The sequence below is a fragment of the Paenibacillus sp. 01L418 genome (genome assembly GCF_056400045.1).
Genome location: NZ_JBFTSN010000009.1, coordinates 29,994 through 56,020 on the forward strand (window position 1 = coordinate 29,994; position 26,027 = coordinate 56,020).

Consider the following 26,027-nt stretch of genomic DNA (forward strand, 5'->3'; position numbering starts at 1 on the left):
GCAGGCCTTACGATTATTAGCCTTCAGGCAGAAGTGGAGATAAGGCAATGAAAACGAAACAAACGAACCAACCATTCGTGGACTTGGCGGAGACGCTGATTCCACATTTATATGAAGAAAAGGTTTTTCCTACAAGCCTGATTGACATTGTGAAAGACACAGACGCCTTTCAGGGCTGGCGGACAGTGCGTATCGATTCGATTGATGAGCTAGCCAATCGAGTATTATCCAAAGGAGACAGCGTAACGCTCGATTTTGGGGTTCATCAGGTTGGGTACCTTACGCTCTCAATTAACAATGTACACAGTAATGCGGATGCGCCGCTTCGGTTAAAGCTCATATTCGGTGAGATGCCTTGTGAGATCGGAGAGGACTTCGACAATTATGAAGGCTGGCTCAGCCGGTCTTGGCTGCAGGATGAGACGATCAATATCGACGTGCTGCCAGGGATGGTAACGCTGCCAAGGCGCTATACTTTCCGGTATTTGAAAATAATCGTACTGGCCACATCACAGCGGTACAGCGTTTCATTTTCTGAGATTTATTGCAAGACCGTAACCTCAGGTGATGTCTCGCAGGTCAAGCCGCTTCCGGACGGTATATCCAATGAGCTAAAGGTGATGGATCGCATCGGTATTAAGACACTTCAGGACTGTATGCATACTGTCTTTGAGGACGGTCCGAAGCGGGATCGAAGGCTTTGGATCGGCGATCTGCGACTTCAAGCGCTAGTAAACTATGAAACGTTTAACAGCAATGACCTTGTCAAAAGATGTTTGTATCTCTTTGGCGGAATGCTGCTTGAGGACGGACAGGTAGGTGCTTGTTTATATGAGAAGCCTGCACCTTTTGTAGATGACATCTATTTATATGATTACTCGCTCTTTTTCGTTGCCACTTTATATGATTATTATGAAGCAACCAAGGATCGTATTACGCTAAATGAGCTGTGGCCGATTGCAGTGGAGCAGCTTCGAATTGGGTTGAAGCGACTGGATGAACGGGGAATCGTAACGGATGATGATACATGGTACTGCTTTCTTGATTGGCATGATGAGCTGAACAAGCAGGCAGGCGCGCAGGCCGTTCTAATTTATTGTCTTAAAAGAGGACTTGCACTAGCTGAGAAGCTGGGTGAAGGTGAAGCGCATGCTTTTATTTCGTCGGCAATCCAGCAAGCGACGGACGCGGCTATGACGTTTCTTTGGGATCAAGATCAAGGGTATTTCACAAGCGGGCCTGGTAGTCAGATATCTTGGGCCTCACAAATTTGGATGGTGCTGGCAGAGGTGATGGATGCGGAACAAAATGGCATGCTGCTTGATCGTTTATTCGATCGGCCTCCGGCAATTGCGATGTCGACGCCATACCTTTATCATCATCTGATTGAGGCACTGCTGTTGAGTGGAAGAAAAGAGAAGGCAATGTCCGAAATGCGCGCCTATTGGGGCGAGATGATCAAGGATGGAGCGGATACCTTCTGGGAGCTGTATAATCCTAGCGATAAGAAGCTGTCGCCGTACGGCAGCAATTTAATCAACAGCTACTGTCATGCATGGAGCTGTACTCCGACTTATTTTATACGGAAATACTTTGTAAATGACTACAGCTAGAAAGCTATTCTCTAGGAGGAGAGCCTCTCAACTCGATTATAAAAAAGAGAGGATATTGGAACTAATTTAAAGTGCATCCCTAAAAATGGACATTGAAACAAACCTCAGGTTTATTCGATGGAATTTTAGGGACGCATTTTTTTGTGCTGCTATCAAAGGGGCAAAAGCTAAGGACATATCTTCTATTTCGAAAGGGACGGATTAACTCAGCATATTGGAGTTGGCATCTATAAGCGCGGGGATAAGAAATTTATGATCGATAGGCGATGACATGACAATTAGAATTGTATAGGTTCCGTATTTGTCACATTGATTTCCGAACTCTTCAAGAGCTTGTGTGGAGTCGGTTATTACTTTCAATAAGTAATTGTGTTCTCCGCTGATGCGGTAACATTCTACGACTTCAGGAGCAGAGCGGCAGAACGCAAGGAATGCATGACAATCTCTTGAATGAAACAACATGTAGGCTGATGCATGTTTACCAATTTTATCAGGAGAAATAACGGTGCGATACTCACTAATAATTCCTTTTTCCTCCATGCGCTTAACTCTTTCTGTTACTGCGGGCTGCGATAAACCGACGCTTTTTCCAAGTTCAGTCATAGAAATTCTCGCTTGGCTTTGGAGATGATAAAGTATTTGCTTATCTACATGGTCCATACAAATCTACTCCTTTAAATTTAAGGTATCCGTTATAAACTAGCTTGGCTTTAACCGTAAAAAGGCGAATCTAACTTCGTTCCCTTATGTAAGCTCGATAACTTATTTTATATAATATACTTACAATAGTAAAGTGTATAAGGCTTTAACTATTTCGAAAGGATGAACATCTAAGTATGTTGCATACAAACAAGTTTAGTACAGAACGATTAGCAGGTAGGATCGATGAGGTCATCGATCGAACGCTTGCTGATAAGCGGTTGGTCGGTGCTGTCATTAAAGTGGCGATAGACGGGGATGTGGTTTATAGCCGCGCTGCGGGTTATGCCGATCGTGAAATGAATCGGCTCATGCGTGAAGATGCATTATTCCGGCTAGCTTCTGTTACCAAACCTATCGTTACAACAGCTGCCTTAGCATTAGTTGGGCAAGGCCTACTCAAGCTGAATGACCGTGTTGATCACTGGCTGCCAAACTTTCAGCCACGTCTCCAAAATGGTGAGCTTGCCCTATTAACGGTTCGTCATTTGATGACGCACACTGCTGGGCTGACCTATCGGTTCTTTCAAGAAGAAAATGGTTCTTATCATCAAGCTGGCGTATCGGATGGTATGGATCAACCTGGCATCAGTTTGGAAGAGAACCTGATTCGTTTAGCTTCTGTACCGCTCCTTTATACGCCAGGCACCAAGTGGAAATATTCGATCGCGACAGATGTGCTGGGCGCAGTAATTGAGAAGGTTACAGGAACACCGTTAAGCGAAGCAGTGCATTCACTTGTGACAAAGCCAATTGGTATGAGCGATACTAGCTTTATTGCAATCGCCCCAGAACGTCTTACTACTGCTTATACTAATGAAGTTCCAGAACCACGGCCTTTGCTTGAGCACGATAGCATTCCCTTCTTAGAAGGAACAGCGGGCTTCCGTCTTTCCCCGCGCCGGGCACTTGATGATACGGCTTATCCTTCTGGGGGTGCTGGCATGATTGGAAGTGCAGACGATTTTTTGGTGCTGCTGGAAACATTACGGAATGGCGGAGCTCCTCTGCTGCCACAGTCTCTTGTTCAGGAGATGTCCACAAACCAGATTGGTGATCTGCCAATGGATTTCTGGCCGGGGAGAGGCTTTGGCCTAGGCATTACGGTGCTTAAGGATCCAGTGTTAGCAAACACTTCTGAATCAACTGGTACATGGCGCATGGGTGGCACCTATGGTCATTCGTGGTTCGTTGATCCTGATCAGCGTCTAAGTGTGGTGGCGTTCACCAATACTGCACTCGAAGGCATGTCAGGTCAGTTTACCGTTGACCTTTGCGATGCTGTTTATGACGGGCTTAATAAATAGAGATCGAACATAAATAAAAGAGAGGTACTTTTATAATGAATTCAAACCCAGCTTCTGTTACACAGAGTGCTTCCAGCGCAGTTCCTTCAGAACGTCTCCCGTGGGCTGGATTACTCGCCCTTGCGATGACGGGGTTTATTTGTATCCTAACTGAAACGATTCCAGCAGGCTTGCTGCTGCAAATAGGTCATGGACTTGGAGTATCGGAAGCCTTTGCTGGTCAGCTTGTCACCTTGTACGCCCTTGGTTCACTGCTGGCTGCGATTCCCCTAACGACCATGACGCGCGGCTGGCGGAGAAGGCCGTTGCTGCTTATGTGCATTCTTGGTTTTCTCGTCTTTAACACAGTTACCACTTTTTCTTCCAACTATACACTGACGCTGATCGCTCGGTTTTTCGCGGGCGTTTCTGCGGGTGTCTTATGGGGCATGATAGCAGGTTATGCCCGCCGTATGGTGCCGGAATCACTCAAGGGAAGAGCTATGGCAGTGGCCATGGTGGGTACACCTCTAGCGCTGGCGCTTGGTGTCCCCGCAGGAACTTGGCTTGGTTCGCTCGTAGGCTGGCGCTTTGTCTTTGGGATTATGTCACTTATGGCTCTGATATTAGTCGTCTGGGTGGTTTGGAAATTACCGGACTATCCAGGAGAATCGCCAGGTAAAAGACTCTCGTTATATAAGGTATTTGGTATGTCAGGAGTACGTCCGGTACTGTTTGTTGTTCTTGCTTGGGTGCTTGCACATAACATCTTGTATACCTATATTGCACCGTATCTTGCTCATGCTCGACTCTCTCATCGTGTAGACTTGGTACTGCTTATTTTCGGCATAACAGCGCTTGTTGGAATTTGGATCATCGGTGTTTTGATCGACCGGAAACTGCGGCCACTCGTTTTGATTAGCCTGCTTGCTTTCGCCATCGCATCCATCGTATTAACCTTTAGTAATAACCAACCGATCGTGATCTACCTAGTGGTTGCTGTATGGGGGCTGACGTTCGGAGGCGCGGCGACATTGCTGCAGACAACCATGGCTGAAGCTGCTGGCGAAAGCGCAGATGTGGCCCAGTCTATGCTGGTGACGGCATGGAACCTAGCCATCGGCGTTGGTGGCGTGTTGGGCGCTATTCTTATAGAAACTGTAGGTGTCGGTTCTTTCCCGCTGTCATTGCTTATTCTTATCGTTCTTGCACTACTAGTCGCGTGGCGTGCTAAAGAATACGGATTCCCTTCAAAGAGGCATTAGGTGTTTATTATGAATTTAATCAGCTGAATGATTTATGCGAGTTTAAGTTGTTACTTGCTTCAGAGAAGAAAGCCGTCAGACATGAGCTGGCGGCTTCTGTTTTTTTATGGTGATTAAGGATGGGGGGATTGCTGTTTATCGCAAACGCATATTCTAGTCTGCATTTTTTAATCTATAGTGATTTATTAGTAACGTATTAGACAAGATGTTTAAGATGAAGTGCAGCATCATACGGTGTTATGCTGGTTCCGGCCTTCAAACGCTGAACAAAATCAGGATTGGCGAGGAGCGGCCGCCCGAAAGCCGCTAAGTCTATGGTTCCCGCTTTTATAGCAGCGGCAGCAGATTCATAATCTAAATTTCCTACTCCGATTATTTTACCATTCCAATGTTCACGCACAGCTTGATGAAATGTCATTCCTTTGGTGAATATCTTAGTAAACTGGTTGGTTGAGGGGTGAAGAATCTTAAGGCCTAATGCCTTGAAAATTTGTATATAAGCAGCCATTGTTTGTTCGGGATTATCCCAACTATAATTCGGAATATCATCTTTTATTTCTGAAAAACGAACGATAGTCCTTGGCGCTCCTATTTCTGTAACGACGGCAGTTAGCAGCTCTTTCATGAATGTTAGACGCTGTGATATGTCCCCGCCATAGTTGTCCGTCCGAGTGTTTGTAACCTCTGAATTAAACTGATCGATTAAATACCCATGGGCTGCATGGATTTCAACCCCGTCAAAACCGGCAATTATCGCATTTCTCGCAGCAGCAGCATGCTGTTCAATCACTTCGGAAATTTCGTCCTGAGACATCGCCTCAGGTATCTCATAAGGTTTGCGTAACCGATGTACGAGTCCATTTGCTGCAATGCTAGATGGCGCTTGAGGAGGAAAACCTCCTGTTAATTCATGATGGGTCAGCCTGCCAACATGCCAAAGCTGCGCCACGATCGTTCCACCTTCCAAATGAACAGCATCAGTCACCTTTTTCCATGCTTGGATCTGCTCGTTGGTGTATAGCCCTGATATACCATAGGTTCCTTTGGCTCTTGGGCTAGGGTTTATCCCCTCCGTAATGATCAGACCAACACCGTCAGCTGCCCGTTTACGGTAATATTCTACGACATCTGGACCAACCACTCCTGACTTATTGTCGGCAAAGGAACGAGTCATAGGCGCCATGACTACACGTGATTGAAGCGTCCAATTTTCAATCGTAACTTGTTCAAGCAATTTATTAGATTCCATCTTTATGCCTCCTCAGTGCTTAACAGTTGATTATGCATTAATGTTATAATGGAATCGTTCTATTTTACATAATAAATTCAAGGTATTGCATCATGATTTCCTTTAAAATTGTTTTATTAATGTTATTTGACATTGAAAATAAAGGAGTGACTAGTTTGGTCGATGAACTGGATAAAAACATTATTATGATTCTTCAAGATCAGGCAAGAATTTCAATGACGGAGTTAGGGAAAGCCGTTGCATTGTCGCAGCCAGCAGTAACAGAAAGAGTGCGGAGGTTGGAGGAAAAAGGCATTATTGATCATTACCGTGCTGTTGTTTCTCTTGAAAAATTGAACAAATCGATTGTTGCCTACTTATTATTTCATACGAAGAGCTGCGAAAGTTTTGTTGATCATTGCAAAAATTCGCTTGATGTACTTGAGATGCATCGTATAAGTGGTCAGTACAATTTTTTGGTTAAGGTGATTAGCGAATCATTGCATTCCATGGAAAATGTGATTAATGAAATGGGAAAGTTTGGAGACTCGACAACTTTAATCGTCCTCTCCTCACCTATTGAGCATAGTAAGGTCGTACCTAATATTCAGGATAAATAGATAGAAACCCATATATTCATTTTGAATACATTCCTGACACTAGCTTTAAATATGCCAATATAAATTTGCGTTCCCACTAAACATCAGGTACGATTTTATTATTAATTATTAATGACGAGTAAGAGAGGGACGAATCTAATGCATTCAAACGAAACCATAAAGCTGACATCTTTATCTAGCAAGGGAGGATGCGGTTGCAAAATCGGTCCGGCTGATTTAAAAGAAGTCATAGGAAACCTCCCGCTAGCGGAACGTAATCCTAATTTGCTTGTGGGCATCGAAACAAGCGATGATGCAGGTGTATTTCGAATAAGCGACGATTTGGCATTGGTTCAAACAGTGGATTTTTTTACTCCAATCGTAGATGACCCTTATTCTTTCGGACAGATTGCAGCGGCTAACGCAATAAGCGATATTTATGCAATGGGCGGTAAGCCATTAACGGTATTAAACATTGTTGCTTTTCCCATCGCAACACTAGATAAGCACATTTTAACAGACATCTTACGTGGAGCAGCAGATAAGGTGAAAGAGGCTGGAGCTACCCTTGTAGGCGGACACTCCATTGACGATAAGGAACCCAAGTTTGGACTAGCAGTAACCGGTTTAATTCATCCCGATCAAATTAAAACCAATGCAGGTGCTAGACCTGGAGACAAGCTGATTTTGACGAAGCCAATTGGTGTGGGCATTATGACAACTTCGATTAAGAAGGAACAATTAAGTGTGGAAGAAATCGAGCGTGTTACTCGCGTCATGGCTACATTGAATAAGACAGCAGCAGAAATAATGAATAAATATGAAACGCATGCTTGTACTGATGTAACGGGTTTTGGCTTAATCGGACATGCACTGGAAATGGCTAAAGGAAGCGAAGTAGGAATAACGATTGTAAACGAAGCGGTACCCAAATTGCCTCGTGTCAGAGAACTTGCAGAAAATGGATTTGTTCCTGGCGGCACGAAGAACAATTTTAAGCATGTTGAAAATGATGTTATTTTCCCACAAGCGATGGACCAAGTTGATCGATGGATTCTATGTGATGCGGTGACTTCAGGCGGTTTATTCATTGCGGTTGCGGCAGACCAGTCTGAGCAAATGCTGAATGAGCTTAAGCAAGCAGGTGTGGAAGCAAGTATAGTTGGAGAAGCAACAGAAAGTAATGCTGGCCAAATTGTTGTGCTGTAAGATAAACCATTAAGGAGTCATTAAACTATGTTTCAAGACATCACGATCGAGGAATGTTCTAAGCTTCGGCAACAGGGAGAACTTGTTCTTATTGATGTAAGATCCCCGTCCGAATACAATGAAGCATCAATTCCCGGAAGTCTTAATATCCCTCTATTTAACGATCAAGAACGGGCTGAAATAGGAACACTCTACAAGCAAGTAAGTGTGCAAGCTGCAAAAGAAAGAGGCTTGGAAATCGTATCTGCGAAGCTTCCAACCTTCATCAAAACATTTGCTGGCCTATCCGAAAATAAGGCTGTCTTTTGTTGGCGCGGTGGTATGAGAAGTAAAACAACGGCGACTGTACTATCTCTTATGGGAATTAGGGTCTATCGAATAACGGGAGGATATCGCGCATATCGTCAATATGTTGTTGAACGATTAAACGATATTAGTTACGATCCGCAGTCATTCATCTTACATGGAAACACAGGCAGTGGAAAAACCGCTATCCTGCATAAAATGAAACAAAATGGCCATCCTGTTTTGGATTTAGAAGGGCTGGCTGGTCATAGAGGGTCGATTTTTGGTGGAATAGGTTTAAAAGCGCATAACCAAAAAACGTTTGATTCGTTACTGCTTGATAATATACATGAAAATGAGAAATTTTCCTATGTATTGTTTGAAGCGGAAAGCCGCCGAATTGGCAATATTACGGTTCCGGACCTCATGATGGAGTTGAGAGCAAAAGGGCATCACATTAGCTTGGAGATGCCACTTGAAGCCCGTGTTAATCAAATCATCGAAGACTACAAACCTTGGGAAAATATAGATGAGTGTATGGGGGCATTCCGAAAGATTAAATCCCGTATTCATACCCCTGTTGCAGCGGAAATAGAAGCATGCTTGATGAGTGAAAAATATAATACTGCTGTGGAGCTGCTTCTCACTTATTACTATGACCCAAGGTATTCGCATTCGACGAGCGAACATGATGAACAAATCTCTTCTATTGTGAAGGCAGCAAATACGGCTGAGGCAACGATCAAGATTGAACAGATAGTAAATTCGTTAATGGAACGAAAATCGATGGAGCAATAGCAAATGAAAGGTTGCCGCAAATGATTGCAGGCGAGGGTGCAAAGGAGAAAGCTATGAACCAGATTTATTTGGACTACAACGCAAGTACGCCAATCGCTCCAGAAGTTCTTGCAGAAATGTATCCATACCTGCAAGGAAGCTACGGCAATCCATCATCTAGTCATTGGGCGTCCGTTTCGACAAAGGAAGCTATTTTGGAGGCGCGCATAAAAGTTGCTGCTTTACTCCGTTGTTCTCCAGACGAGGTGATCTTTACTAGCGGGGGAAGCGAATCCAATAATCATGCCTTAAAGGGCGTATTTTTTGCACTTAAAGAAAAGGGTAATCATATCATTACGACAACAGTTGAGCATCCAGCCATTTTGAATCCTTGTTCATTTCTAGAGCGCTTGGGAGCAGATGTTACCTATATAAACGTAGATGAAACTGGCCGCATATTGCCGGAAACTATCGAATCAGCCATTAACAAGCGTACTATTTTAATCTCGGTTATGCATGCGAATAATGAAGTTGGGACGATTCAGCCCCTCGGTGAAATAGCCGAAATAGCAAAAAAACATGGCGTATTGTTCCATACGGATGCTGCTCAATCCGTTGGCAAAATCCCGGTACATGTTGATCAATTAGGTGTCGACTTGGTAACGATAGCGGGACATAAACTATATGCTCCGAAAGGGATCGGGGCATTGTATGTGCGTAGGGGATCCAAGATAGAACCCTATAGTCATGGAGCCGGTCATGAACATGGCATGCGCGCAGGAACAGAAAATGTTCCTTACATCGTTGCATTGGGAAAGGCCGCAGAAATGGCAATGCTCATGCAAGATAACAATGAAATGAGTAGATTAAGCGAGTACTTCTTAGAGCGATTGGTTGCGAAATTTGGTAATCTTATCAAGCTGAATGGTCATCCGACTAACCGATTGCCTAACACCTTGAATATAAGCTTTATAGGTTTGGATGCTAATGAAATTCTGAACAAGATTCCCGAAATCGCAGCGTCCACTGGATCAGCCTGTCATGCCGGTATGACGACAATCTCCCCAGTATTAAAAGCAATGCAGATCGATGAAACTGCGGCCCGAGGCGCTATTAGATTTAGTCTAGGAAAGTATACGAATAAGAATGATATTGATCAAGCAATTATGTTATTGGAAGAAGCCATTATCGTCTAAGCTGATGCAAGAAATACTCTAAACACTTACTACTTTCGCACAATCGCTTGACTTGGAGTTAACTCCAAGGAGTACACTACAGCTGAAGGAAACAATATCTATTTGAAAGTGAGGAACGATTAAATGGAATATGTGAAACTCGGTAATACAGGCTTGGATGTATCTCGGCTATGTCTTGGCTGTATGAGCTTTGGTGTAGCGGAGCGGTGGGTGCATCCTTGGGTACTTGATGAAGCGAGCAGCCGTCCAATCATAAAAAAAGCATTGGATTTAGGCATCAACTTTTTTGATACTGCGAACGTATACTCAGACGGAACAAGCGAAGAAATTGTGGGTCAAGCTTTAAAGGATTATGCCAATCGAGATGAAATTGTTCTGGCGACAAAGGTTCATTTTCGGATGCAAAAAGGCCCAAACGGTGCTGGTCTTTCTCGAAAGGCAATCATGAGTGAAATAGATAAGAGCCTTAAGCGACTCGGAACGGATTATGTAGACCTTTATCAAATTCATCGCTGGGATTACAATACGCCCATAGAAGAAACGATGGAAGCATTACATGATGTTGTGAAGGCTGGAAAGGCAAGATACATTGGCGCTTCAGCCATGTACGCATGGCAGTTCCTAAAGGCATTGCATGTAGCTGAAAAAAATGGATGGACTCGGTTCGTATCGATGCAAAATCATTTAAACCTCATCTACCGTGAAGAAGAGAGAGAAATGCTGCCGCTTTGTAAGGAAGAAAAAATTGGCGTCATTCCTTATAGCCCGCTCGCATCAGGAAGATTGACACGTGATTGGTCAGAAACAACGCATCGTTTCGAAACCGATCAAGTTCAAAAATCTAAATACGATGCGACTGCAAATACTGACCGATTAATTGTAGAGCGGGTTGCAGCCATTGCCGAAAGACATGGCGTTCCTCGTGCTCAGATCGCGTTAGCCTGGGTACTACATAAAGAACCAGTAACCGCACCAATTATTGGCGCTACAAAAATATCGCATCTCGAAGATGCAGCAGCTGCAGTTTCCATTAAGCTAACACCAGAAGAAATTGCATCGCTGGAAGAGCCGTATGTTCCACATCCAGTCGTTGGGCCTATTACGATGTAATGAGTGTTTAATATAAGGAACAACAAGAACGCCCGATTGATTTTTTCGGGCGTTCTTGATCTTAAATTAGGGAGTGAAATCTGCATGTTGATAGCTGAAGCAAGCGCGAAATTTGATTTATCACCGGACACGCTCCGCTATTATGAACGGGTCGGGCTTATTCCACGGGTGAACCGCAATAAAAGCGGAATCAGGGATTATACGGAGGAAGACTGCAGATGGGTTGAATATATTAAATGTATGCGTGGTGTAGGTCTTCCTATTGAGATTTTGATTGAATATGTTGCGTTGTATCAACAGGGTGATGAAACCATCGGGGCTAGGAAAGAGCTTTTAATCGAGCAGCATAAACTGCTAGCCAAAAAAATGGAAGAGATGAAAAAAGGATTAGAACGCATGGATGATAAAATTGCAAGATATGAACAGACAATATTAAAAAAAGAAAAAATGCTAAGTAGATCTAAGACTCAATAGTCTATCGAACCCCTTCGTTTTATTGGCATTGATTCATTTAGGTCTTAACATAAATATTTGGTTAATAGAAAAATTCAGATGAATGTGATAATTTATTAATTATGACTTGCATTTGAAAAGGTGGTTTGTAAACGTTATGGAGCTCGTTTTTCCAAAAGTAGAGACTGTGGAAGAAGTCTCGGTTTTAGCGCAATTGGCATCGGAAATTTGGAATGAATATTTTATAAGCATTATAACAAAAGAACAAATTGATTATATGGTGGATAAATTCCAATCGGATCATGCGATTACGAATCAAATTGAAAATCAAGGTTATGAATATTTTTTCATGAATATACATGGCCATAATATCGGCTACTTGGGGATAAAACAAGAAGAAGACAAGTTGTTTTTAAGCAAGTTTTATATACGCAAAGAGCATCGCGGAAAAGGTTATGCAAGTCAGGCTATGGCGTTCTTGGAAGAGATATGCAAAGATCGAAGGTTAGGTATGATATGGCTCACGGTAAATCGTTATAATGATACAACGATTGCTGTGTATGAGAAAAAAGGGTTTAAATCAGTTCGTACTCAGGTGGCTGATATAGGAAATGGTTTTGTGATGGATGATTTTATAATGGAAAAAGAAGTTGCAATAGAAGAAGTCGAGTAACAAGGGGGTTTTGGTGAATGGAGAAGTTTGAGTTAATGTTGAACAAATATGCTGAATTAGTCGTTAAGGTTGGTGTGAACGTTCAAGTGGGGCAAGTGCTTATCGTACATGCCCCGATTGAAACGGCTGAACTAACGCGATTAATTGTAGCAAAAGCTTATGAGGCAGGAGCCAAATATGTCATTGTAGAGTGGGATGACGATGCCATTACTCGCGTTCGGTATGAGAAGGCATCAGATGATTCCTTCGATTATTATCCACAGTGGCTTGCCGATAGCATGGTGCATTTTGCTGAAGAGGGCGGAGCTATACTGCATATTAAAGTGCCTAATCCAGAGCTGTTTCGCGGCATCGATTCTGCAAAAGTATCGGCTGCGGTCAAGTCCGCTGCTGTCGCGCGAGAAGAATATTCAAAGTATACGCGGAATAGCAAAATTAGCTGGTCGCTGATCAAGGCACCAACTCGTGCATGGGCGGATAAAGTGTATGCCGATCTTCCGGAGGAGCAGCGCGTGGATGCGATGTGGGAAGCTATTTTCCACATGGTGCGAGTAAATACAGATGATCCTATTGCCGCTTGGCGTGAGCACATTAATCATTTGAAAACAAGCCAGGATCTTCTTAATGCGAAACGCTATAAGAGTCTGCATTATCGCGCGCCGGGAACGGATCTGCGAGTACAACTGCCTGAAGGACATATTTGGCGTGGCGGCGGCGGGGAAAATGAGAAAGGTGTTTATTTTGTTGCGAATATGCCAACTGAAGAAGTGTACACCATGCCTCATCGTACCGGTGTGAACGGCACGGTAAAAAGCACATTGCCACTCAATTTGAACGGCAGGTTAGTTGAAGGAATCACGTTTACGTTTAAGGACGGCAAAGTGGTTGCTTATGATGCCGAATCGGGACTTGAACATTTAACTTCATTGCTCGAAACGGATGAAGGTGCATCCTATCTCGGAGAGATGGCATTAGTGCCACATGATTCCCCAATATCGAACTTGAATAGAGTATTTTATAATACAGGCATTGACGAGAATGCTTCCTGTCATTTTGCACTGGGAAGTGCTTATCCTGTCAACCTGGAAGGTGGAACGAAGCTCTCCAAAGAGGAACTACTGGAGCGAGGCGCTAACGTAAGTCTTACACATGTTGACTTCATGATTGGTTGCGCCGATCTCGCTATTGATGGAGAACTGCCTGACGGCACAATCGAGCCTGTCTTTCGTCAAGGGAATTGGGCTTACTAGAAATAAAATGTGGGAAGTGACTGGTTCGTGCGCTCTTGAAGCACTATAGAGAAAGGTTAGCATATCAATTGATGTGCTAACCTTTTTTTGTTAATTACAGTGTTACCTTAGAATAAGAGGAACCAGAAGCCCGCGCCTCTACCATGGAAAAACCCGACCATTAAAAGGTCGGGTTTTTATTTGTTTTACGCCAAAAATTGGCGTGAACTCTAGGCTTTAAATTCAAAAGGTGGCTGGCATGGTTGAACTATCTATTGCGTCTAAATAAAATCTTGGTATGATTCCTTTATGAATGTTAACGGCAAAAGCCCTCCGTTAAGAAGTTGAACAATCTGTACCAAGTCTTTGTTATTCTGGTTATATTAATTAGCATCGAGAAGTTTTCCTAGATGGTGAAGAAGGGGATATCCTATGAAATTGCAGGCTGCCGGCAAAGCGAAGTGGTTCGTCTATCAGAAAATTGTCATCGTATTTATCGTGTTTCTTGTTCCCCTCATTTCGATGAATATTTGGGTCAATTACAAGGGCATGTCGTTTTCGAAAAATACAATGCTGGATTCCGCCGAAGCGGGAGCTTCTTTTTATGCGAAGCAGCTGGACAAGGAAATGTATTTTATTCGCAATCAGCAATTAGGCTTTATTAACGGTGAAGATTTGCAAAAGCTTAGCTTCAGGGGAGGAAGCCTTGGGAAATATGATGAGGTTAGACTCATTGAGCAAGTGAAGGATCGATTGAGCTTTCTTATGAATTCGAGTGAATACGTACTTAATGCAGGCGTTTATATTGCTTCAGAGGGTAAAACCATCTCGATTTCGAATGGGGTTACCAATACGCCAAATGATGAATACGAGCTTATTTCTAAGCTTATAGGCGTTGCAATTAAGCCCTCTTTTTACCTAGATGGTGATCGGATCTTCTTTATTGAAACGGCAAATAATGATGGCATATGGTCGTATATCGAAATTTCTAAAGTGAAGCTGCTCGAAGAGCTGCATACCATTACTACCCTCTATCAGGAGTCAGAGGTTTTGCTTGGGAGCGAGGGTCTGGGGAGTGTATTTGCGACGACGCAAGATGCGCAAGCTATTATTGTACAGCAACAGCTGGTTAAATTACCTAATGAGCAAGATGACAATATGTCCAAAATGGAGAAGGTAAACGGCATCCGTTATTTTGTTATCCATAATTTTGTAAGCTCTTTAAATCTGTCATTAATTATGTATGTGAATCAGAACGAGATCACTAGATCATTAAGCCAGTTTTATACGCTGTATTATTTGCTGTTCAGCATTACCATTATCATTCTTTTGCTTTATTCATTCTCCGTTAACGTCATGATCCATCGCCCATTGTCCAATCTAGGCAAGGCGTTTCGTATGATAGAAACAGATAATCTGAACTTAGTGATCGAATCCAAGACAAAGGATGAATTTCATTATTTATTTCAAAGCTTTAATCGGATGGCACATCGCTTGAAAGTTTCCATAAAGGAAAACTATGAACAAAAGATAGCGCTGCAGCACTCGGAATTAAAGCAGCTGCAATCTCAAATTAACCCTCATTTTTTATACAACAGCTTTTTTAACATTTATATGATGTGTAAGGTAGGCGACTCGGATAGTGCGGCGGAGCTCTCCCAAAAGCTGGGAAGCTATTATCAATACATTACAAGAAGCGGTTCTGATGAAGTGCTGCTTAATAAGGAATTTCAGCATGCGCTCGATTATTGTGAGATTCAATGTATTCGCTTTTCCAACCGCATTTCGTATGAATACACGGAGATTTCAGATCAATTGCATACCGTTTACGTTCCAAGACTTATCATTCAGCCGATCGTAGAGAATGTATTTGATCATGCCTTTGAAGATGGTACGATGAACGGAGTTGTCTATATTGGAGCCAGCTATCAGGATGATATCGTACGCATCACCGTAGAGGACAACGGCAGTTTATTAACAGATGATAAAATTGAGCAGTTGCAGGAGCAGCTTGCAGTCAAAACGAAGCAGATTGAGAAAACGGGATTAATTAACGTCAGCAATCGCCTAAAATTAATTTATGGAGCGGACAGCGGCTTATTTGTCTCCCGAAGCCAATACGGCGGATTAAAAGTGGAGCTTATCATACATCTTGAGAATAAGGGGGCACAATAATGTACCGATTGTTAATAGTAGATGACGAGCCTGTCATTGTGAATGGCCTAGTGCAGCTTTTTCAGGGAAACAAAGACTTTGAGCTGTATATATGCAAAGCCTATTCCTCTGGTGAAGCGCTTGAAATAGCAAAAAAGACGAAACTGGATATTTTGATCAGCGATATTCGTATGCCTCAGAAGAATGGCCTGCAATTGGTGGATGAGATGGTATACTATTGGCCCGCATGCCGAGTCATTTTTCTTACAGGGTATAGCGAATTTGATTACGTATACGAAGCGTTAAAGAAAAACGTAGAAAACTATATTTTGAAAACAGAAGGCATTGAGCCTATTTTCCAAGCGGTAAAAGAGGTAATAGGTAAGCTGGAAGAAGAGAAAAGCGTTAAGCTGCAGCAGGAGAAGGCGCAAAGACATATTCAAATCGCCGAGCCTTATCTAAAAAAAGAAATGATGGAAGCTATGCTTGACGGAGAGCCGCTTCCTTCTTTATTGACTGAGTCCATTTATGCAGAAGTGGAATTTGGCATTGCTGCTGAGCGCCCCGCTTTCTTCCTGGTAGGACAAGTGGATCGGCTTGAGGTTGAAAATTTAAAGGTGCTGGAATCGGTGCAGCGGATTTTTGACAATCATTTGCCGGCTTCCATAGCTAGAGAGAAAGCTATCTACAATGGCAGCTCACTTCTATGGATTCTTCAAGCGGATGAGGAATTATTGGGACGTTTTCGAGGGAATCAACCAGATGAGAATACGAAGGAGCAAGGCATCGCATCCTATATGAAAGGAATTCTTGAGCTTGTACAGAATGAATGCGTTGAGGTTCTCTCGGCTTCAGTTTCATTCGGCATTTCTGGAAATTTGTTAGGAAAGTGGGATACGCTCCATCTCCAAGTGGAAGCTGTTCGTGCAATGATTCAGAAAAGAGCGGCATTTGGCCAAAAAATGGTTATTGTTGATTACGAAAAATCGAATGCTTCTGAATCCGATATGAGCGGAGAGATGAAGCAAGAAGAATTTAAACAATTGCTTATCGAACAAATTCATCAATATGTTCATAACAATCTTTCTAAGGATGTGTCTCTAACGGCTATTGCGGACGAGGTGCATTTTAATCCATCCTATTTGTCTCGCTATTATAAGCAGATCACAGGGCATAATCTATTAGAGTACATTCAATCTACAAAAATGACCGTTGCCATCGATCTGATGATGAATACTTCCTTGAAATTAAATGAAATTGCGAGTAAGGCGGGTTTTGACTCGGCTTCGTATTTTACGACTTTTTTCAAAAAAATGACGGGTCTATCACCTCAAGAGTATCGAAATTCGCAATAAGTAAAAAATTCAAAAGCGATGTAAAAAAAGTGAAATTGAAACCGCTTTCCCTCTCGAAATATAATAAACACAGGGATCAGGGCTACTAACATTATCAAAAGGGGGAAGTGTTCCATATGAAAAATTATAAGACAATGAAGATGATTTTGTTGTTATCGCTGTCTGCTTCAGCCATTACAGCATGCTCCAGCCAAGGAAATGACAAAGGAAACACATCCACTTCTAAACCGTCAACAGAGAACAACCAGACTGAAGTCACTCCGCCAGATCCATTCGGTAAATACGCTGAACCGGTTACGGTTACAGAAGTGCTTGGATTTAATCCACCTGAGGATTCAAGAACGCCAAAAGGAATTACACCAGATCAAAATGCTTACTTTAAAGATTTAAAAGAGATGATGAACATCGAAGTGAAATATAAATGGACCGTGCCTTCCAGCCAATTTGAACAAAAGTTCTCACTTGCGATGGCATCGGGCGACCTGCCTGATATTTTGGAGCTGGACCCGAAAAACTTCGAAAAGCTGAAAAAGCAAGATATGCTCGCTGATCTGACAGAAGCATATGAGCAATATGCATCTCCTACACTTAAGAAATATATGGAGTCTGATGGCGGCTTTGCAATGAAGACTTATAACGCAGACGGCAAACAGCTGGCCATTCCAGCTTTTGAAGATCCATTCCTATCCACGCAGCTGCTTTGGATTCGGAAGGATTGGCTGGATAATTTGAACTTGCAAGCGCCTACGACAATCGATGAGCTGGAGAAGGTTGCAGAAGCATTTGTGAAAAACGATCCAGATCAAAACAAGCAAAATGATACTTATGGTATTTCATTGCAGAAAACGTTGTTTTTCTGGGGCTTTGATGTAAGAGGATTGTTTAACGGATTCGGAGCTTACCCATCCATTGGTGATGCTCAAACGGCTTGGATCAAAAATGGTGAAGATAAACTAATACCGGGCCTTATTCAACCTGAGGTGAAGACGGCACTTAGCAAGCTGCAGTCTTGGTACCAAAATGGCATTCTCAATAAGGAGTTTGCGCTGAAGGATGAGAACAAAGCAGTAGAAGATCTTACTTCGGGCAAGGTAGGTATTTCCTACGGAGAATGGTGGTACCCGAACTGGCCGCTTAATTTAAATATTGACAAAGATCCGAAGGCTGAATGGATTGCTGTTCAAATTCCAGGGCTGGACGGTCCAGCAAAATCACTCGTTCCGAAAATTCGCGCTGGCAAGGTTTTCGCTGTAAACAAAAAAGCGAAAAATCCAGAAGCTGCTATTAAAATGATCAACTTCTATATCGAAATGGGTAACAAACAATATTTAGAGAAAAACAAAGCCGAGAATGGTTATGTATACAACTGGTTTAATCCACGTATCTACAACCCGGCTCAAATTGAAACCATCTATACAGAAGTAAACAAAGCACTCGACGCTAAACAAACTGAAATTACGCTGGATGATGAGAACTACAAGAACGTGGCGGACGTATTCAAAGCAGGAACCGATTTCCTCGCAGGCAATACAAAAGATGCTTCCAAAGGCGTCAATTGGGGTCAATATTACAGCCGTGCAGCAAAAGATGGCGGCTGGGGAACGACGCGTAAAATTAAAGAAAGCGGAGCGTTTGTAAACAATGAATTCTATGGCCTTCCTACAAAAACACAAGTAGAAAAAGGTGCTCAGCTTGATAAGCTTATGCAGGAATCCTTTACAAAGATCATTATGGGCGCTTCCATTGATGAATTTGATAAGTTCGTTGCAAGCTGGAAATCGCTAGGCGGCGATGATATTACAGCAGAAGTTAATGCATGGTACGGCGAGCAAGCGAAAAATTAAATCTTAAATCAATCAAAAGCGGGAGAGACGAGTCGAGGAGTCGACAACTCCTCCCGCTTTAAAATTAGCAGCTGGTTAGGAGGGTCATCTATGAGAACGCTGAAAAAAGAATATGTACTACATTTGATGTTACTGCCCGGTGTTATCGCTACTTTGATCTATGCATACGGTCCTATGGCTGGCCTTGTGATGGCTTTTCAACAATTTGAACCATTATCCGGTTTTTTTAAATCTGAATTCGTAGGCTTTGACAATTTCCGTTACGTATTTGCGTTGCCGGATTTTGGTCAAGTGCTTTGGAATACGATCATTATTGCGATTTTCAAAATGATCCTGTTTTTGCTTGTTCCTCTTATTCTTGCGTTATTGCTAAATGAAGTAACAAGAAAATGGTTCTCAGGTTTCATTCAATCTGCCATCTTCCTTCCGTTCTTTCTGTCATGGACCGTGCTTGGCGGAGTCGTCATTGAATTGTTCTCGCTGAGCGGACCTGTTAATGGCTTGTTAACCGAAATGGGATTTCAGCCGATTATGTTTATGCTCGACAATGACTGGTTCAGAGGCATTGTCATTGGATCAGATGTGTGGAAAGGCATGGGCTACAATATGATTGTTATGCTCGCTGCCATTGTAGGCATCAATGCAACGCTTTATGAAGCAGCAGAGGTTGACGGAGCAGGCAAATGGAAGCAAGTGATGCACATTACGCTTCCAGGCATTTCCCCCATACTCATTTTGCTTGGCGTATTAAGCTTAGGCGGAATTCTAAATGCTGGCTTCGAACAAATTCTAATTATGTATAACCCGACCGTTTATGAAGGCGCAGATATCATTGATACATTCGTTTATCGACTAGGGATGTTCAGCCAGCAATTCGGACCGGCAGCGGCAATCGGCCTCTTTAAATCGGTCATTTCATTAGGGTTAGTATCCATTACCTACTATGCGGCTTATAAACTTAACAACTACAGAATATTCTAGAACGGAGGTAATACAGTGATACACAAACCATCAATCAGTAGAAAGCTTTTTGTCGTCTTCAATACGTTGTTGTTAACAGCTATCACGCTGCTTGGTATTATCCCGTTTATTCATTTACTCTCCATCTCACTTAGCTCGAATACGGCTGCGATGGCAGGAGAAGTTAAGCTTTGGCCTGTCGGCTTCTCCTTGGATGCCTATCAATACTTGGGAGAGAAGGTTGAGTTCTTCCGATCATTATGGGTATCCGTACAGCGGGTCGTGCTTGGGACGGCTGTTAATATGCTGCTTGTATTTATTACCGCTTTTCCGCTTGCGAAATCTAATCATCAGTTTAAATTTAGAACCCCTTATGTATGGTTCTTTGCGATAACGATGTTTTTCGGCGGCGGATTGATTCCTACGTATATCATTGTCAAAGATACAGGCATCATTGATTCGATTTGGGCGCTCGTTTTGCCGGGTGCTTTGAATGTATGGAATATGGTGCTCATGCTGAATTTCTTCAGATCCATTCCGAGAGAACTGGATGAGGCAGCGACAATTGACGGTGCGGGACACTGGCGTGTGCTTTGGCAAATTTATTTGCCTGTATCGCTTCCTTCGATCGCAACGATTGGCTTGTTCACGATTGTTGGGCATTGGAACTCTTGGTTTGATGGCATTCTTTACTTGAATTCACCAGAAAAGTACCCATTGCAAACGTATCTGTCTACATTAATTATGTCGATTAATGCCCAAATGTCTTCCATGTCTATTGAGCAGCTTAAAGTGATGGACAACTTAAGCGAGAAGACACTTCGAAATGCGCAAATCTTTATGGGTGCTTTGCCCATTATGCTCGTATATCCGTTCTTGCAAAAGTATTTTGTTAAAGGCATGACCGTAGGAAGCGTCAAGGAATAGATAGACTTACAACATCGAGGAGAGATTAATTATGAAAAAAGTAACGGTTGCCATAATTGGAGCGGGCTTGCGGGGTGTCAACTATTTGGAGTATGCTCTTGCTCATCCTAATGAGCTGCAAGTTGTAGCTGTTGCAGAGCCGGTTGCAGAGCGCAGGGAGAGCTTCCAAGCTAGACATAACATTGCAGATAATATGTGTTTTGAGAACTGGGATGATTTTTTCGCTATGCCAAAACTAGCCGATGCCGTACTCATCTGCACGCAAGATAAACAGCATTTTGATCCGACAATGAAAGCACTTGAGGCAGGTTATCATGTGCTGCTTGAGAAGCCGATGTCTCCCGATGCCAAAGAATGTTTGCTTATGGGAGAAAAGGCGTCTCAGTTAAATCGAGTGTTTTCGATTTGTCATGTGCTTCGTTATACGAATTTCTTCTCTACCATTAAAGAATTATTAGAAAAAGAAACAATTGGTAAATTAATGTCTATCACGCATAATGAAAATGTAGGGTTCTGGCATCAAGCGCATAGCTTCGTAAGAGGAAATTGGAGCCGGAAAGAGGATTCTAGTCCAATGATTCTAGCGAAGTCCTGTCATGATCTGGACATTTTGCTCTGGTTGGCTGGTTCGGAATGTGTTCGTGTATCCTCCTTCGGATCACTCTCACATTTCACAGCCGATCAAGCGCCGGCAGGAGCGCCGTTACGCTGCTTAGACGGGTGTCCAGTGGCAGACGAATGTCTCTACTACGCGCCTAATTACTATTTAACAGAGGATACGAATTGGCCAACTTCGGCAATTAGTAATGATCTGAGCTATAGTGCGCGTTATAAGGCGCTTGAGGAAGGACCTTATGGCAGATGCGTCTATCATTGTGACAAMGATGTTGTTGACCAMCAGGTTGTGAATTTGGAGTTTGCGAATTCCGTCACTGCAGCATTTACGATGAGCGCATTTACTAGAGATGTCAGCCGCACAATCAAGCTTATGGGAACCAAAGGTGAAATCCGCGGCGCCATGGAGAAAAATGAAATTGAAGTGATCCACTTTGGCAGCGGCAAGATTGAGCGAATCTCATTTGAAGATATGGGAGGTCATGTTGGCCACGGCGGCGGTGATATGGGTTTACTCAAGGATTTCTTAAAGCTGGTAAGAGAAGATGGCAAGAGTGAGGGACTTACCTCGGCAAGTCAATCCGTTCAAAGCCATTTAATGGCCTTCGCGGCGGAGCAATCAAGAGTAGATGGAAACAGCATCAATCTCAAAGATTTTGCAGAAAGCATTCTAATTTAAAGAGGTGCAAGATGTATGAATAATCCAGTTCAATTTGAGACGAAACTACTAAGCTCGTTGGCAAAAGTATTCGCAGATGAGACGCCAACCGAACAAACCTTTCAAAGCGCTTCTGCGCTTTTCGGCGAAACCTATTCCTTCCAAGTCGCATACACCTCAGATACTCTCTTAAAAAATATAAATGTAAACATCGACTCCGACCTTGCAGACCGTATTTTGATTAGGTCTGTTGGGCTGGCTCCTTCGGAGATGCCATGTTTCACAAATCCTGATGATAACGTCCTGCGCACGACACCGGGACTATATCCAGATCCATTATATGAGCTGAATCAACAATCCATTAATGCGGTACCTGAGCAGTGGCGTTCCATTTGGGTGAGCGTGGAGCTTGATGAATCTGTCGCTGCGGGTGTTCATTCCATTCAATTCTCCTTCCAATCAGAGGAAGGGGAGTCCTTAGCGGTATCCGATACATTTCAATTGACAGTCATCCCTGCTGCATTGCCCGCGCAGCAGTTAATTCACACGGAATGGTTTCATGTGGATTGTATTGCAACGCAGTACGGTGTCGAAGTCTTTAGTGAAGCGCATTGGACGCTTCTGGAACGTTATGTGGACGCGATGGTCAAGCACGGCATGAACATGGTATTGACGCCACTCTTTACGCCGCCGCTCGATACCCTTGTTGGAGGTGAGCGTCCAACTGTCCAACTGGTGAAAGTTGATGTGGAGGGAGATACTTATACATTTGGCTTTGATCAACTTACGCGGTGGGTAACGATGTGCAAGAAGCTGGACGTGAAGTACTTTGAGTTTTCACACTTGTTTACGCAATGGGGAGCAAAATGCGCTCCGAAAATTATGGGAACGGTACAAGGAGAAGAGAGAAAACTATTCGGCTGGGAGACGGATGCATCCTCTGAAGCTTATCGCAGCTTCTTGGATCAATTCCTGCCGAGTCTTGATCGCTACTTGAAAGAAAATGGACTGGATCAGCAAAGCTGGTTCCATATTTCGGATGAGCCGGACCTCAGTCAATTGGAATCCTATCAGGCTGCAAGCCAGATCGTGCGTAAGCATTTGTCTGATTATCCTATTATGGACGCGCTGTCTGATTTGGATATGTATGAGCGGGGTCTAGTGCAAAGACCGATTCCGGGGAACAATCATATCGAACCGTTTCTGGAGCATGGCGTTCCGGATTTATGGACCTATTATTGCTGTGCGCAGCATCAAGAAGTGTCCAATCGTTTTTTTAACATGCCTTCCTCTAGAAACCGGGTTATTGGGCTTCAGTTGTATAAGTTTGGATTGAAGGGCTTTCTGCATTGGGGTTTTAATTTCTGGTATTCGCAGTACTCCATCGATCAGAAGCTGGATCCCTATCGGTCAACGGATGCAAAGCTTGCGTTTCCTTCGGGAGATTCCTTCTTGGTTTATCCTGGCGAAGAGGGTCCAATTGAGTCTATTCGCTTGGAAGTTCTCTATGAGGCGATGCAAGACTTGCGCGCACTCGAGCTGCTAGAGCAGGAGATTGGCAAAGAACAGACGATAAAGCTGTTGGAAGAGGGTTTGCAAGAACCATTGACGTTCTCTGTTTATCCAAAGGGCAGTGGAGAATGGCTGTTAGCGACAAGAGAGAGAATCAATCAGGCTATAGCGAGTCATTATGCTTAATTAATGATTTAACTATTTTATAAGGCGGGAAATAAATGACTACATTTAATTATTCAGGATCTTCATTTTATTATAATGATCAGCCGATACGTCTTCTCTCAGGAGCTTTTCATTATTTCCGAACTGTACCTGAGCATTGGCAAGATCGACTTGCAAAATTAAAAGCCTGCGGGCTCAATACCGTGGAAACGTATGTCCCATGGAATCTTCACGAGCCGAAGAAAGGCCAATTTTATTTTGAAGGCATGGCGGATATCGTTCGTTTTATTGAGCTGGCTGGAGAAATCGGGCTGCATGTTATTGTTCGACCAGCGCCTTATATTTGTGCGGAATGGGAATTTGGCGGATTGCCATCTTGGCTGCTGGCGGACCCTGATATGCGCCTGCGCTGCTACCATAAGCCGTTTCTAGATCATGTAGATGCTTATTATGATGTGCTGCTTCCGAAATTAAAACCGCTTCTATGCACCAATGGCGGGCCGATCATCGCGATGCAGGTCGAGAATGAATATGGAAGCTATAGCAATGACAAACGCTACTTGATTCATCAAAAAGAAAGCATGATTGCACGTGGAATAGACGTTCTGCTATTCACCTCCGATGGACCTGAAGATGCAATGCTGCAAGGCGGTATGATCGATGGTGTTCTGGCAACGGTGAATTTTGGTTCTCGGCCAGCAGAAGCGTTCGAGAAGCTTAAACAATATCAACCGGATGCGCCATTTATGTGTATGGAATATTGGAACGGTTGGTTTGATCATTGGGGGGAGGAGCATCATACCCGTCCCGCTGAGGATGTCGCGAGTGTGCTTGATGAAATGCTTAGTCTGAACGGGTCCGTTAATTTCTATATGTTCCATGGCGGAACAAACTTTGGTTTCTACAACGGAGCGAACGGCCATACGGCGGATAGCTATGAACCTACGGTGACTAGCTATGATTATGATGCCTTGCTAAATGAATCCGGTGAACCGACCGCTAAATATTATGCGGTGCGCGATGTTATCTCCAAATATGTGGATGTACCTGCATGTGAATTGCCAGCTCCGATCGCTAGGAAAGCGTATGGACAAGTGAAAATGACCGAGCAAGCTTCATTAGCGGCTAATTTGGACAACATCTCTGCACCTATTTATACGGCATACCCTGAGACAATGGAAAAACTGGGGCAGGATTACGGATTTATTCATTATCGTACGTTTATTAGCGGACCACGTCCTAAAGATCAGTTTTTCTTGCAAGACGTGCATGACCGCGCACAAATTTTCATTAACGGACAGCCGGCTGGTGTTCTGGACCGCGTTCATACCGATGTGAAGATAGAATTTGAAGTGCCTGCTGAAGGAGTAGAGGTCTCTATCCTTGTTGAGAATTTAGGCCGAGTTAATTACGGACCTTATATGAAAGACCGGAAAGGGATTACCGAAGGGGTACGTTTTGGGCGCCAGTTCTTGTCGGATTGGACGACGTACACGTTACCGCTAACGGACTTATCGGGTTTGCAATTCGGGAACATCACGGAACAAACAGGTCCGAGCTTCTTCCGAGGAACGTTAATTGTGGATGAGCCATGTGATACTTTCCTTAGTTTGGAAGGGTGGACCAAAGGGGTCGTGTTTATCAATGGTTTCAATCTGGGTCGTTATTGGGATATTGGACCGCAGAAGAGATTGTATGTGCCAGGTCCATTATTGAAGCAAGGTGATAATGAGATTATTATCTTTGAATTGCATGGAACGACGGATAACACAGTTAGCTTCTTGGACCAACCTGATTTAGGCTCTTAAAATAAGACAACTATAAATTGAATTGAATAACCAGTATATATTGAACGGAAATAAATGACTTGGGCAAGGGCGTAGGCACAAATGTGCTTACGCCCTTATTCATGTTTCAACTTGTATTAGGGAGAGAGTAAATGAATTCTAAATTTGGATATAAAGAATCAGATCGATTATTAATTATTAATGCGGATGATTATGGAATAACATGGGGAACCAATGAGGCTATTCATACATTATTTCAACAGGCTGCCATTACCTCAACTTCAATAATGATTCCCTGCCGAGCAGCCAAAGAAGCTTTAAGCAAGGGTGATATTCAGACTATCGAGCAGGCCGGAATTCATTTGACATTATCAAGTTCAGAGCATCAAGGATATAAGCCTGTGTATCATGAGAATCCGCTCTACAGC

Annotated in this window: 22 protein-coding genes; 20 read left to right on the plus strand and 2 right to left on the minus strand. The window is 43.2% G+C overall.

Annotated elements, in window-relative coordinates; translation table 11 throughout:
• Positions 1-47 precede the first annotated feature (47 nt).
• On the plus strand, positions 48-1,613 hold the full coding sequence (locus AC1DSE_RS02595) for an alpha-L-rhamnosidase-related protein (protein WP_477508963.1): 1,566 nt from the start codon (positions 48-50) through the stop codon (positions 1,611-1,613).
• A gap of 201 nt (positions 1,614-1,814) precedes the next feature.
• Here AC1DSE_RS02595 and AC1DSE_RS02600 read toward each other — a convergent pair whose 3' ends face one another.
• Positions 1,815-2,273, minus strand: coding sequence for an Lrp/AsnC family transcriptional regulator (locus AC1DSE_RS02600; protein WP_477508962.1), 459 nt, complete (start codon positions 2,271-2,273; stop codon positions 1,815-1,817).
• Between the two features lie 176 nt (positions 2,274-2,449).
• On the opposite strand from AC1DSE_RS02600, the gene AC1DSE_RS02605 reads away from it, so the two are divergent.
• Together AC1DSE_RS02605 and AC1DSE_RS02610 are read left to right on the plus strand one after the other, a co-directional pair.
• The gene (locus AC1DSE_RS02605) at positions 2,450-3,619 is read left to right on the plus strand and encodes a serine hydrolase domain-containing protein (RefSeq protein WP_477508961.1); all 1,170 of its coding nucleotides are present in this window, start codon (positions 2,450-2,452) and stop codon (positions 3,617-3,619) included.
• A gap of 35 nt (positions 3,620-3,654) precedes the next feature.
• Positions 3,655-4,863, plus strand: a complete 1,209-nt coding sequence (locus AC1DSE_RS02610; RefSeq protein WP_477508960.1) for an MFS transporter — start codon at positions 3,655-3,657, stop codon at positions 4,861-4,863.
• A gap of 196 nt (positions 4,864-5,059) precedes the next feature.
• Here AC1DSE_RS02610 and AC1DSE_RS02615 read toward each other — a convergent pair whose 3' ends face one another.
• Positions 5,060-6,112, minus strand: coding sequence for an oxidoreductase (locus tag AC1DSE_RS02615; RefSeq protein ID WP_477508959.1), 1,053 nt, complete (start codon positions 6,110-6,112; stop codon positions 5,060-5,062).
• A 155-nt stretch (positions 6,113-6,267) separates the two neighbouring features.
• Between AC1DSE_RS02615 and AC1DSE_RS02620 the strand changes: the two genes are divergently transcribed.
• From AC1DSE_RS02620 to AC1DSE_RS02700, 17 genes are all read left to right on the plus strand, one after another.
• Positions 6,268-6,711, plus strand: coding sequence for an Lrp/AsnC family transcriptional regulator (locus tag AC1DSE_RS02620; RefSeq protein ID WP_477508958.1), 444 nt, complete (start codon positions 6,268-6,270; stop codon positions 6,709-6,711).
• A 138-nt stretch (positions 6,712-6,849) separates the two neighbouring features.
• Entirely contained in the window at positions 6,850-7,899 is a 1,050-nt protein-coding gene (gene selD, locus AC1DSE_RS02625) for a selenide, water dikinase SelD (RefSeq protein ID WP_477508957.1), read from the plus strand.
• A 27-nt stretch (positions 7,900-7,926) separates the two neighbouring features.
• On the plus strand, positions 7,927-8,982 hold the full coding sequence (mnmH, locus tag AC1DSE_RS02630; protein WP_477527369.1) for a tRNA 2-selenouridine(34) synthase MnmH: 1,056 nt from the start codon (positions 7,927-7,929) through the stop codon (positions 8,980-8,982).
• Positions 8,983-9,035: 53 nt separating this feature from the next.
• Positions 9,036-10,157, plus strand: a complete 1,122-nt coding sequence (locus AC1DSE_RS02635; RefSeq protein ID WP_477508955.1) for a cysteine desulfurase family protein — start codon at positions 9,036-9,038, stop codon at positions 10,155-10,157.
• A gap of 123 nt (positions 10,158-10,280) precedes the next feature.
• Positions 10,281-11,267, plus strand: a complete 987-nt coding sequence (locus tag AC1DSE_RS02640) for an aldo/keto reductase (RefSeq protein WP_477508954.1) — start codon at positions 10,281-10,283, stop codon at positions 11,265-11,267.
• Between the two features lie 84 nt (positions 11,268-11,351).
• Positions 11,352-11,741, plus strand: a complete 390-nt coding sequence (locus AC1DSE_RS02645) for a MerR family transcriptional regulator (protein ID WP_339204343.1) — start codon at positions 11,352-11,354, stop codon at positions 11,739-11,741.
• 136 nt (positions 11,742-11,877) lie between these two features.
• Complete coding sequence (locus tag AC1DSE_RS02650) at positions 11,878-12,393, plus strand: GNAT family N-acetyltransferase (RefSeq protein ID WP_477508953.1); 516 nt, start codon at positions 11,878-11,880, stop codon at positions 12,391-12,393.
• 17 nt (positions 12,394-12,410) lie between these two features.
• Positions 12,411-13,643, plus strand: a complete 1,233-nt coding sequence (locus AC1DSE_RS02655; RefSeq protein WP_477527370.1) for an aminopeptidase — start codon at positions 12,411-12,413, stop codon at positions 13,641-13,643.
• A gap of 411 nt (positions 13,644-14,054) precedes the next feature.
• A complete protein-coding gene (locus AC1DSE_RS02660) occupies positions 14,055-15,797 on the plus strand; it encodes a sensor histidine kinase (RefSeq protein ID WP_441880295.1) in 1,743 nt (580 codons plus the stop codon).
• The gene (locus AC1DSE_RS02665) at positions 15,797-17,131 is read left to right on the plus strand and encodes a response regulator transcription factor (RefSeq protein WP_477508951.1); all 1,335 of its coding nucleotides are present in this window, start codon (positions 15,797-15,799) and stop codon (positions 17,129-17,131) included. The genes AC1DSE_RS02660 and AC1DSE_RS02665 overlap by 1 nt, the downstream gene beginning before the upstream one ends.
• A 116-nt stretch (positions 17,132-17,247) precedes the next feature.
• The gene (locus AC1DSE_RS02670; RefSeq protein WP_477508950.1) at positions 17,248-18,975 is read left to right on the plus strand and encodes an extracellular solute-binding protein; all 1,728 of its coding nucleotides are present in this window, start codon (positions 17,248-17,250) and stop codon (positions 18,973-18,975) included.
• A gap of 90 nt (positions 18,976-19,065) precedes the next feature.
• Positions 19,066-19,956 (plus strand): ABC transporter permease, encoded by an 891-nt coding sequence (locus AC1DSE_RS02675; protein WP_477508949.1) that lies wholly within the window; start codon positions 19,066-19,068, stop codon positions 19,954-19,956.
• 18 nt (positions 19,957-19,974) lie between these two features.
• The gene (locus AC1DSE_RS02680) at positions 19,975-20,862 is read left to right on the plus strand and encodes a carbohydrate ABC transporter permease (RefSeq protein ID WP_430060443.1); all 888 of its coding nucleotides are present in this window, start codon (positions 19,975-19,977) and stop codon (positions 20,860-20,862) included.
• A gap of 31 nt (positions 20,863-20,893) precedes the next feature.
• Positions 20,894-22,156 (plus strand): Gfo/Idh/MocA family protein, encoded by a 1,263-nt coding sequence (locus tag AC1DSE_RS02685; protein WP_477527371.1) that lies wholly within the window; start codon positions 20,894-20,896, stop codon positions 22,154-22,156.
• Positions 22,157-22,171: 15 nt separating this feature from the next.
• Complete coding sequence (locus tag AC1DSE_RS02690) at positions 22,172-23,833, plus strand: DUF4091 domain-containing protein (RefSeq protein WP_477508948.1); 1,662 nt, start codon at positions 22,172-22,174, stop codon at positions 23,831-23,833.
• A 35-nt stretch (positions 23,834-23,868) separates the two neighbouring features.
• Positions 23,869-25,620 (plus strand): beta-galactosidase, encoded by a 1,752-nt coding sequence (locus AC1DSE_RS02695; RefSeq protein WP_477508947.1) that lies wholly within the window; start codon positions 23,869-23,871, stop codon positions 25,618-25,620.
• 131 nt (positions 25,621-25,751) lie between these two features.
• Positions 25,752-26,027, plus strand: a 276-nt coding sequence (locus tag AC1DSE_RS02700) for a ChbG/HpnK family deacetylase (protein ID WP_477527372.1), incomplete at its 3' end; no start/stop codon positions are given.

Coding starts and splice junctions, on each gene's coding strand:
- AC1DSE_RS02595 (WP_477508963.1), top strand. CDS start 48: ATGAAAACGAAACAAACGAACCAACCATTCGTGGACTTGGCGGAGACG.
- AC1DSE_RS02600 (WP_477508962.1), bottom strand. CDS start 2,273: ATGGACCATGTAGATAAGCAAATACTTTATCATCTCCAAAGCCAAGCG.
- AC1DSE_RS02605 (WP_477508961.1), top strand. CDS start 2,450: ATGTTGCATACAAACAAGTTTAGTACAGAACGATTAGCAGGTAGGATC.
- AC1DSE_RS02610 (WP_477508960.1), top strand. CDS start 3,655: ATGAATTCAAACCCAGCTTCTGTTACACAGAGTGCTTCCAGCGCAGTT.
- AC1DSE_RS02615 (WP_477508959.1), bottom strand. CDS start 6,112: ATGGAATCTAATAAATTGCTTGAACAAGTTACGATTGAAAATTGGACG.
- selD (WP_477508957.1), top strand. CDS start 6,850: ATGCATTCAAACGAAACCATAAAGCTGACATCTTTATCTAGCAAGGGA.
- mnmH (WP_477527369.1), top strand. CDS start 7,927: ATGTTTCAAGACATCACGATCGAGGAATGTTCTAAGCTTCGGCAACAG.
- AC1DSE_RS02635 (WP_477508955.1), top strand. CDS start 9,036: ATGAACCAGATTTATTTGGACTACAACGCAAGTACGCCAATCGCTCCA.
- AC1DSE_RS02640 (WP_477508954.1), top strand. CDS start 10,281: ATGGAATATGTGAAACTCGGTAATACAGGCTTGGATGTATCTCGGCTA.
- AC1DSE_RS02645 (WP_339204343.1), top strand. CDS start 11,352: ATGTTGATAGCTGAAGCAAGCGCGAAATTTGATTTATCACCGGACACG.
- AC1DSE_RS02650 (WP_477508953.1), top strand. CDS start 11,878: ATGGAGCTCGTTTTTCCAAAAGTAGAGACTGTGGAAGAAGTCTCGGTT.
- AC1DSE_RS02655 (WP_477527370.1), top strand. CDS start 12,411: ATGGAGAAGTTTGAGTTAATGTTGAACAAATATGCTGAATTAGTCGTT.
- AC1DSE_RS02660 (WP_441880295.1), top strand. CDS start 14,055: ATGAAATTGCAGGCTGCCGGCAAAGCGAAGTGGTTCGTCTATCAGAAA.
- AC1DSE_RS02665 (WP_477508951.1), top strand. CDS start 15,797: ATGTACCGATTGTTAATAGTAGATGACGAGCCTGTCATTGTGAATGGC.
- AC1DSE_RS02670 (WP_477508950.1), top strand. CDS start 17,248: ATGAAAAATTATAAGACAATGAAGATGATTTTGTTGTTATCGCTGTCT.
- AC1DSE_RS02675 (WP_477508949.1), top strand. CDS start 19,066: ATGAGAACGCTGAAAAAAGAATATGTACTACATTTGATGTTACTGCCC.
- AC1DSE_RS02690 (WP_477508948.1), top strand. CDS start 22,172: ATGAATAATCCAGTTCAATTTGAGACGAAACTACTAAGCTCGTTGGCA.
- AC1DSE_RS02695 (WP_477508947.1), top strand. CDS start 23,869: ATGACTACATTTAATTATTCAGGATCTTCATTTTATTATAATGATCAG.